The 8,503-nt window shown below is 33.5% G+C and carries 7 protein-coding genes; 1 reads left to right on the top strand and 6 read right to left on the bottom strand.

The window, feature by feature from the left end; genetic code table 11:
- Window positions 1–87: 87 nt before the first annotated feature.
- The 4 genes from FH036_RS26825 to FH036_RS26810 form a co-directional block, all read right to left on the bottom strand.
- Entirely contained in the window at window positions 88–1,164 is a 1,077-nt protein-coding gene (locus FH036_RS26825; protein ID WP_044793652.1) for a glycosyltransferase WbsX family protein, read from the bottom strand.
- Window positions 1,165–1,379: 215 nt separating this feature from the next.
- Window positions 1,380–2,252, bottom strand: coding sequence for a class I SAM-dependent methyltransferase (locus tag FH036_RS26820; RefSeq protein ID WP_000340857.1), 873 nt, complete (start codon window positions 2,250–2,252; stop codon window positions 1,380–1,382).
- A gap of 26 nt (window positions 2,253–2,278) precedes the next feature.
- Complete coding sequence (locus FH036_RS26815; RefSeq protein WP_000398930.1) at window positions 2,279–3,001, bottom strand: class I SAM-dependent methyltransferase; 723 nt, start codon at window positions 2,999–3,001, stop codon at window positions 2,279–2,281.
- A 203-nt stretch (window positions 3,002–3,204) separates the two neighbouring features.
- Window positions 3,205–3,999, bottom strand: a complete 795-nt coding sequence (locus FH036_RS26810; RefSeq protein ID WP_000800262.1) for a sulfotransferase family 2 domain-containing protein — start codon at window positions 3,997–3,999, stop codon at window positions 3,205–3,207.
- A 271-nt stretch (window positions 4,000–4,270) separates the two neighbouring features.
- Here FH036_RS26810 and FH036_RS26805 point away from each other — a divergent pair, with 271 nt between their 5' ends.
- Window positions 4,271–5,215 carry an NAD-dependent epimerase/dehydratase family protein gene (locus FH036_RS26805; RefSeq protein WP_001230822.1) on the top strand — a complete coding sequence of 315 codons (945 nt, stop codon included), beginning with the start codon at window positions 4,271–4,273 and terminating at the stop codon, window positions 5,213–5,215.
- 40 nt (window positions 5,216–5,255) lie between these two features.
- Here the strand turns inward: FH036_RS26805 and FH036_RS26800 are convergent, their stop codons facing one another.
- Both FH036_RS26800 and FH036_RS26795 read right to left on the bottom strand, forming a co-directional pair.
- On the bottom strand, window positions 5,256–6,032 hold the full coding sequence (locus FH036_RS26800) for a class I SAM-dependent methyltransferase (protein ID WP_139896430.1): 777 nt from the start codon (window positions 6,030–6,032) through the stop codon (window positions 5,256–5,258).
- A gap of 66 nt (window positions 6,033–6,098) precedes the next feature.
- Window positions 6,099–8,030 carry a glycosyltransferase gene (locus FH036_RS26795; protein WP_000543168.1) on the bottom strand — a complete coding sequence of 644 codons (1,932 nt, stop codon included), beginning with the start codon at window positions 8,028–8,030 and terminating at the stop codon, window positions 6,099–6,101.
- Window positions 8,031–8,503: the final 473 nt, after the last annotated feature.

Genomic DNA, 8,503 nt, shown 5'->3' with positions numbered 1-8,503 from the left:
ACACGGAAGTTAAGCTCTCTAGCGCCGATGGTAGTTGGGACCTTGTCCCTGTGAGAGTAGGACGTCGCCAAGCAACTGTAAGACGAGTCAGAATGACTCGTCTTTTTTGTATGCTTTCATGCCTCTGTTAATTGCTTGTTTAACTCCTTCTAAATAGGCAAAGCCATGCCTTTTATCTGGTTCTAAGTAAGTACCTTCTGCCCATTCATTCCACGCATTAATAAATAAAAACTCGCTGTTGTAAAGAGAATAGGTGCGCTGGATTTGCTTACTTAAATATATCGTGAACTTCTCAGGAGTAGAGCCTACGAAAATGCTGCTATTTAAATCTTTGCGGCGTGCTGTGTTATCCCAGTCAACAAAGGCACCGGGAAATGTTTTTTTCTCTGAAGGAGATCGCTTTAATATATACATCCACACTTTATCATAATCCCAAGCGTTTATTTGTTTACTAGATTCATATATTATCTTATTTATGTCGGAAGAACTATCGTGAGCAATTGTATAAAAAGGTTCGAATTGAATGCTAGCATCAAATCCATTTATATTAGGAAGTGGAAAGCTGTTTAATGTTTCTGCGAAGTATATACCTTTCAAACCATTTTCTTGTGCGAGTGTATTCCAGTAGTTAAGCATTTGCTCACAATTAGGTATATGCCCAGGACGATAAATAATGAATAGTGGTTTATTATCTATACGGATATACCTCTCATCTTGGAAAGCTTGTAATAAATAATCAAAGTGTTCTTTCCAATCCGATAACCCTCCGTAATTTTGAGGCATTAATATGTGACTATCAAGACCATCCCAGGTTTTTGTCCATGGTTCATTTGCCCAAGATAGGCAAAATGGAAAATCTGGTTCGCCCATCTGAAGTACCTCATTAAATGGTCTCTCCAATAGCCTCTTCCCTTTAAACCAGTAATGGTAATAACAAAAACCATATATGCCGTGTGCTTTGGCAATTTCTGCTTGCCATTTTCTTACGGATGGGGTGGTTAAGTCGTAATAAAAATCTTGATAAGGTTCTCTAGGTTGATAATGTCCTGGAAATAAAGGTCGTGCACTTTTAGTATTTGTCCATTCAGTAAAACCTTTTCCCCACCATCGGTCATTTTCTTTTATTTGATGAAACTGCGGTAAGTAAAAAGCAATTATTTTCAAGATATATCCCCCTTATGTGCTTCGTAGTTCAAGTGGTGGGAAGTTATTTTTGATTTTTCGAATCTAGTTAAAGCATGAGAACTGTTATTTACTTACTCTGTTTATGCCTCATAATGAATTTTTTTGTACAGTTTGCTTGATATGGAAATCTTTAATGATTTAATATATACGGCTGAAATATAAAATGATCTTCATTATACAATGAGTGAAAAGAGTTAATCTTTTTGGAGAACAAATAGAGCTTGGGGTAATCGGTTTGCATCATCGAAAAAGTCCCGCAGCTTTAAATACTTCTCATAGTGGTTTTTAATATAAGTTCTAGGTATAATGGTTTCCCCGTAGAAGCTACTATTTCTAACGTCTCCAGCTCCCGTAGGGCTGTGGACGAAATTGCCGCTTTCATAATCCGAGATGGCACGATTTATATCTGGAAAAGCTTGAGATAAAGTTTTATGCCATCCTGTCTGAATTAATTCAGGGTGTTCCTTAAATTGTTGACAAAAATCGAGAAAATAGCGCGCTTGTGTTGTGGCGATGAAGATTCCACCTGGACGAAGAATTCTTGAAAATTCCTTTATCCAATTTTCTGCAGTTTCTTCGGATAAATGTGAGAATACAGAATAAGCGAATATGATGTCTAATGAATTGTCATTAATAAATTCTGCAGGAGGTTGTGGGGGAGCTACTTTATATCTGCCTCTTCCTAACGTTTCGTTACAAAGGTTAATCATTACAGGATCTACATCAATACCAAGTAAATTTTTATGGCGAACATCTTTGAAAAAGAAGCGTATGATTCTTCCCCAGCCACAACCAAAGTCTAAAATTTTCCGTTCTTTATTCAAGGGAACGCCTAAATTATGAGCATATGTTTTTACAAGTCTATAAAACAAATATGCTTCATAAAGAGCATGTTCATAGGAAGCACCTACAAACTGTTGTTGAATTTCTTCAGGGGGGAACATAGGTACTGGGATACCATTTATCCTTGTTTGTGAACAACTTTGTACAAATAGATGAAGAAGTTCAACATCAGAAAGCGGGCTAACAAGGTTATCAAAATCACTTCCTAACTTAAAGTCATCCATTTGTTAACCTCCAAATTATATGGTGCCTAAAAATCATTTTCTTGTTTTCTACTAATAAAAACATGTAAAAATTCAGCATCTAAGCCTAGTGATTTATCCTTTTGTAAATAAACTAGGGTATACATATTTGCATGTGTATAAATATATTCAATCATATCTCGGCCCCAATCAAATGTTACTAAAGACCCATTCTCATCAATAGGATTTCCGTGATAAATTGGCTCTTCAATATACTCAATTCCATCCTCATTGATTCTTGCCCTTTGCAAAGTTTTTGGAAGTGTGTGGTACCAAGGGACAGTAAACACATGAGCACCGCCAGGCTTTAATACACGCTCTATTTCTTTAAAGGCTTTGTTTGGTTCCATTACATGTTCAAAGACATCTTGAGTAATGAACAAATCAAAAGATCCATTTTGGAAAGTCATGTTTTCTAAGTTCTCGCATCTAATCCCTTGAAAGTATTGGCCGAGAGGATAGTTTTTAAAGTATTGAGAGTATGTATAGTTTTTGCAGTTTTTTATTAGTAGTTGAGTTGTAATCCCCCCAGGTGAGGATTCGTGAATATGATAGGAACCCCATTTCGGAAAAAATGTATTTAAAACATGAATTAAAGCTCGCTGCCTTGGTATAGAGTGGCATGTAGAACATAAGTAGTGATCTCTAAGCCAATCGTTATGCTCTATAAATGTAGTTTCCTTCTCACAAATAACACAATATCCGTTATTATGTTTCAAATTACCTTCCACATGACATCACTCCTGTGTAAAAAATGTATATGGCACATGCGTCAATAATTAGTGAATTCAAAGAGGGTAGGTGAAATTTAGGGAATCTATAACAGTAAAATTGGTAGAAGGGAATAATTAGCAGGGGAGAACCCCTCTCTAATTAAAGTTTCACTTTATGCTATGCGATACATTCGCTTTTATTCATTGAAGAATGTATCAATTTAAAATATCCCTTTCGTGTACGGATACATTTCAAAGTCTTGTGCATATATTTCTGTAACTAACGCCATTGTTTCTTCATCATAAAAACTTTTATATGTCGGAAAGCGAGGGAAGGTGGCATCTGTAATGCTGAGCTCTGCATAGCTTCCTGTATACATCATTTTATGAGAGCGATGATGATCTGAATTTGTAAGTAGCGCTAAATTAGATTTAACTAAATCATACGTGTGTTCTATTTTGGTGATTTGTGTATTAAAATCTTCTAAAGGAATATAGTGTTGGATGAAATTTTCTTCACCCGGAACGTATTGCTGACTAAAATGTATGTCCATTGCTACGGAATTGGGACCTAATGCTCGAACGTAATATAAAAATTGTTTAAATGATATTCCTCGGTTACTATATTTGTCATTATATAAATACTGGCGGATACTTTCCCATTGAGGAATTGCATATGGATTGTCAGCAAGTAATAAAAATGAGCTGACGGCCCTTGTATAGGGATTTCGTACAAGTTTACAAACAGCTTTTTCTGCCGTTAGAAGCCCATTTTGTAACTCTGGTATGTAGTTGGTGTTGTTTTTATATACCCAGAATTCATAGTAATGAATAAAGTCATGGTATTTCTTTGCTTCATTAAACAATCCGATTTGAAAAAAGAACCAATTAGCTAAAGTAGTGCATCCGCTTCTATGGCTCCAGAATAGTATAAGGGGAAAGTCTTTATGGAAATGTGGGATTCGATCTTTATGTAGAATTACATGATTTAAAAGCTCTTGATTTACATTCTTCATACATGTAGTGCTCCTTTTTGAAAGTTTTATTTATGGAGAAGGGGAAAGCTTTTACTAATCCAATATATTCATAGGAATGAGTAAATATTATGAATGTTTTTTCGGACGGTTTAAATAAGGTAGTGATTCTAAAGGGAAAATATAAAATAAAGATAATGAAAATTTATAAGGGGCATACAATTATAAGAGACTCAATAATAGAATTGACTAAGTTTATTTATTTGTATTTCTAGGTGTGATAAGCAAAAATCTTATTACTAGAGAGGATATTATGCGGAAGAATAATTATTTAATAGTAGGTGGAAATAGTTTCATTGGTATTAACCTCGCATTAGGTTTATTGAAAAAAGGCCAAAATGTAAAAGTATTTTCCAGACATATAAATAATTTTCCTCAAAATATTATAAGTGAGGTTGAATTTATTAAAGGTGATTTAGCAAATGTTGAAGATATATATAAAGCCTTAGTGAATGTGGATATTATTATTTATTTAGCTGCAACGTCTAATGTAACAACTTCAATTGAAGATGTTTTCGGAGATATAAACAGTAGCCTTTTTTTTCTTAATTTCATGGAAAGTGCTAAAAATTTCCCCATTAAAAAAATCGTATTAGCATCTTCTGGAGGCACAGTTTATGGTGAACCGGAATATCTGCCTATTGATGAGGAACATCCATTAAAACCACTTTCTCCTTATGGAATAACAAAGGTGTCGCTTGAAAATTATTTGTACTTTTATAAGAAAAAATATGGAATGGACTATGTTGTATGTAGATATTCTAATCCGTATGGAAAATATCAAAACCCGTTAAAGAAAGTTGGAGCAATAAATTGTTTTTTGTATCAGCATCTCAGTAATGAAAAGATTAATATATATGGGAATCCACAAGAGATTATTCGAGATTATATTTATATCGATGATTTAGTGGAAGTTACTATACAACTATCGCAATTAAATCACTTGAAATTTTGTGTGTATAATATAGGCAGCGGAAAGGGTCTCTCTTTAAAACGAATTATAGTAGAATTGGAGAAATTAACGGAAAGAAAAGTGGACTTTATCTGCTATAAACAAAAGCAAGAACACGTTCAAAAAATCATTTTAAATATAGATAGAGTAAGACGAGAATGTAATTGGGAACCGAAAGTGGATTTCAAAAGTGGAATTAGATTAAATAAGCTATGGATTGAAGAGTTCTTATATAGTAAAAAATAATAAGCCATGCCCTACTTCTGTATAAGTAGAGCGTGGTTTATTATTTTATTTCTTTTTTTATTACCCAAAGATCTTGATGTTCCCACCAAAAACCTTCAGTGTATTTTTTGATAATAGGATTATAAGGTAATAATTTAATTTTGTCACATACGTAAGAGGGGCTAACGATCGTTTGCCCGTATTGATGAACATCTAAATCGAGTTGTTCGCTAGAGGGAAGAAACCAATAATCCCGTTCATTTAAAGCGGGAAAGCCGAAGTACTTTTTACTTTGGTATCCATGAGTTGTGAAAATGAATAAGCCGCCAGGGGAAACAGCGTTATACAATGTCTGAAGCCAACGAAACCAAGTTGTATCAGGCATATGAGAAAAAAAGGATAGACAAAAAACGATATCATACGTAGACGAGGCTAATTTTACTTGTTCTGGTTCAGGGTGAGATAATAGAGATGAAGTATGTAATGTGTTTTCAATAAAAGTAATAGCCTCTTCGTGTATATCGCAAGTAGTTATACTTAAGTTCGTTTGCTGATTTAATAAATGACGTGTTACGCAGCCATATCCGGATGCGAATTCTAATAGTTGAATTGGAGTGTCTACAGGAGGATAAAAGGAAGTAATTAAATCCAAGAGTGTTTCTGCTGATTTTCTTCCATCTTTAAAATAATAATCTATTGCTTCTTTTTTAGATGGAAAGACTGGATTTGTGATAAGGAATTGAAAGATATGATCCTCTGGGTGGATATTTGCACTTACATTGTATTTTTGTGCAATTTGAGAAATCAAATGTTTATTTGCCTCTATAAATTCTTTCAAAGAGTAACACCCCTTAAATAATAGTAATGTCTTACAAGAGATACTGATGATAAAGAAAATATATAATTAAACCTTCAAATATGTTTCAAGGTACTTTCTATATGCATACATTTTCTTTTTTGAAATGTCGTCGATAGTAAAGGTGTCTTTAATGAAATTCTGCATTTGTACAACTTCACTGTAATGGGAATATGAATCTTCTGTTCTTGTTACGCTATTTGTATGTCGTCTATGATAGTTTAGAGGTTTTGGATTAAAATAAATGTTCCCCTCTTTAAGGAGAGAAACATAGAAAAACCAATCACCAGCTATTTTAAACTTTTCCAATTGTTTTGCTATTGTTTTTATATCTATGTTTTTAAAAACTACACTTGAGACATTAGGTATGGTGTTTTTGATAAGTAACGTATCTTGTATTTCATCTATCCCTTTTCGGATATAAGAACTCTGCCATTTTTCCTTATCAATATCATTTGTGTAATCCAAATAATGATTGGCCAAGATATTTCCTTGTTCATCTATTTGTTTTGATTGTGTGTAGCTTAAGGCAACATCACTATCTATATGAAACCCTTGTATTACTTCTTCTAAAAATGTCTGATCACATAAGTCATCGGCCTCAGCAATCCAAATATAATCACCGGTTGCTGCAGAGACACCTTTTATCCATTGTTTAAATACAGAACCAGAATTTTTATCATTAATAATTTGCTGAACTTTCAGGTGGTGTTTATTTTCATTTGAGAGCAGCTTTTCAAATATAGATACGCTATTGTCAGTAGAGGTATCGTCTAGGAAAATTAGTTCGTAAAGGGGATAGGTTTGATTTAATATTGATTTAACTCGTTCCGGTAAGTATTTTTCGTAATTATAGTTCGGTACAATGACGCTTATTTTTTTATAATTATGCTCAAGCAAGTTTAATAATTGATAAACGTAATCAAGAAAGTTGAAATCTCTTTCAATAAGTTCTTGGCCAAAGGTCCCTTTTTGTAATCGTAAATCTTCATTCCCGATAAGTTCATATATTTTTTCCAGCATCATAGGTAAGTTTAAATAGTCTACTAATGCGCCGGTTTGTTCCGTAACAACATCTTCAAAACCTCCAGCGTTTTTGAACCCTATAACAGGGACTTTTGTATCTAATGCTTCTAAAACTACGTTTGGAAAAGGATCTTCTCTTGAAGTTAATAAATATAAATCAGCACCGGCGTTATATAAACCGATATCTGGAGTTGGGTCCACTAATGTGAAATGTGCTGTATATCTTGGGGAGATTGTATTAAAAAAATGAACATCTGTTTTCCCAACCCAGATAAAATGAATATTCGTATGCATCTTTCTTACTGAGTAAGCAATAAGTGAGAATAAATCTATTCCTTTTCGATGATCAGCGAAACCTACCCCCAAGATGATTTTGCTATCGAGAGGCAGATTGTGCTTTTTTCGTAAATCGCTTCTCGCTTGTGCAATATTTTTCTTATAAGGATTATGGTTGAACAAGCCCTGAGGGAGAATGTGGCATTTTTGATGATTTAATTGGGTAATTGTACGGAATTTTTCATACACGTATTGTGAAGGGAAGACAATTTTGTGAGCAGATTGGGCAATGTTTCTTGCTTTTCCCTCCGCAGAGTACTGTTGTATTAAATGCGGCAATTCATGTATTAATGAAATAACTTTAATATTATGTTTAGCTAGTAATGCAACTATATCACCACTTATGACGGTACTACATATGGCGATGGTATAGTCTTTTAATAATAACTTCTTTATTAATAATTCGACTTTTTCTTCCGTTGGGTAGTCTTCCTCTAGGCAATAAACAGGACCATACTTTTGAAAATCGTGGATTAAAATACCGGTTCCAATAGAAATAATTGCGACGGAGTAATGAAAATTTTCTTTAAGGGCTTTAATAGTATGTAAAGAAAGCAGCTGTGCTCCGTGGAAATGGGCATCATGGGATACATAAATGATTTTCTTATTAGCATGCATTTCATAACGCCTCCTAATGTAATTAGATTTTAGTAAATGTACGATGTATTTATAATTCCTAGAGAGAAGTGGTAGGAGATAATTGTGAATGTAACCGAAATAAAAAAGCTACTTTTAATATATATTTGTGTGGCTTGATATTCATTCTTTATAAAGTAGAAACTGTCGATTATAAAAATGACTACACTAGTTTATTAATCTTTAGGGAAGGAGTATAAAAAACTTTATAATTTATAAAATAAAAAGGATAAAAAGTATTGACGATTAGAGTACAGAAGTGTAATATAGAACAAGTCGCCGATGACATTAACGTCGAAAACGACAAACGAAATGAAAAACTTAGTTGACATTGAAAGATGAAAATGTTAACATAAGGAAGTCGCAAATGAGCGACCGAGTAGTTCTTTGAAAACTGAACGAAACAAACAACGTGAAACGTCAATTTTTATTTTAGATGCTAGACAAACTAACTT

It is taken from the genome of Bacillus sp. CD3-5 (assembly GCF_006349665.1).
Classification (GTDB): domain Bacteria; phylum Bacillota; class Bacilli; order Bacillales; family Bacillaceae_G; genus Bacillus_A; species Bacillus_A paranthracis.
Note: the sequence above shows the minus strand (reverse complement) of the source record. Positions and strands in the feature narration are given on the sequence as shown.

Coding starts and splice junctions, on each gene's coding strand:
- FH036_RS26820 (WP_000340857.1), bottom strand. CDS start 2,252: ATGGATGACTTTAAGTTAGGAAGTGATTTTGATAACCTTGTTAGCCCG.
- FH036_RS26810 (WP_000800262.1), bottom strand. CDS start 3,999: ATGAAGAATGTAAATCAAGAGCTTTTAAATCATGTAATTCTACATAAA.
- FH036_RS26805 (WP_001230822.1), top strand. CDS start 4,271: ATGCGGAAGAATAATTATTTAATAGTAGGTGGAAATAGTTTCATTGGT.
- FH036_RS26795 (WP_000543168.1), bottom strand. CDS start 8,030: ATGCATGCTAATAAGAAAATCATTTATGTATCCCATGATGCCCATTTC.